At 69.7% G+C, this 823-nt stretch carries 1 protein-coding gene and 1 pseudogene; one reads left to right on the top strand and one right to left on the bottom strand.

Features of this window, described 5'->3' with window-relative positions; translation table 11 throughout:
* On the bottom strand, positions 1–508 hold a 508-nt coding region (locus C1I89_RS08180), incomplete at its 3' end, for a LysR family transcriptional regulator (RefSeq protein WP_146196894.1).
* A gap of 127 nt (positions 509–635) precedes the next feature.
* Here C1I89_RS08180 and C1I89_RS08175 point away from each other — a divergent pair.
* Positions 636–823 (top strand): annotated as a pseudogene (locus C1I89_RS08175) (lytic murein transglycosylase); the annotation flags it as partial.

Here is an 823-nt window from a genome sequence, read left to right as displayed (position 1 = left end):
GCAGGTTGATGGAGCGGTAGATCTGCGGATTGACCGCCGACGAGAAACGGCTGATCAGCACGTCGATGGCGCCGGCGTCCAGGTCTTCGATCAGCCGCTCGTGCGTGCCGATTTCTATGCTGAGCGTGATGCGCGGACAGGCCACGCGAAACGCCCGCGCCGCCTCGGCCATGGGCCAGCTGGCGAACATCGAAAAGCAGCCGACGGTCAGGCTGCCCTCGTCGCCGCGCGACACGGCGGCGAGGTCGGGCTCGGCCTTGCGCAGGCCGGTGAGCAGCTGGCGGGCGTGGCGGCACATGGCCACGCCCAGCGCGGTGCAGGTGGTGCCCTTGGCGGTGCGCTCGAACAGCCGCGCGCCCACCAGTTCCTCGATCTCGGCGATGGCGCGCGACAGGGCCGATTGCGTGCTGTGCAATTGCGCGGCCGCCTTGGACAGGTTGCCCAATTCGGCGACGGTCAGCACGATTTCCAGGTGCCGGATGCGTAGCTTGCCTCGGAAGGGTGTCATGGCGCGGACAGGGTGGCGATGGGGCGATTATTCTCCGTCGCCGCAGGCTTGGCAACGCGCCCGGCGTTCGATGGACAGGCCCGGATCGCGGTACGATCCGGGCTGACTTCGAATTTTCAGGATTGCCATGCGCCAGCGTTCCATTCGCTTTCGGATCGATACCTTTGCCCGTGTGCTGAGCGCCGCGGCGTTCGCGGCCGCGGCCGCCGGCGCCGCGCACGCCCAGTCGCCGTCCTCGGCCACCGGCTCGCGCGCGCAGCCGGCGGCGCCGGCCCAGCCGCTGCCCGCGCTGACGCCCAAGCGCAGCTTCGACGA

Source organism: Achromobacter pulmonis, assembly GCF_002885955.2.
Classification (GTDB): Bacteria; Pseudomonadota; Gammaproteobacteria; order Burkholderiales; family Burkholderiaceae_B; genus Achromobacter; species Achromobacter pulmonis_A.
The sequence above is the reverse complement of the archived record's forward strand: the minus strand, read 5'-3'. Positions and strand labels throughout refer to the sequence as shown.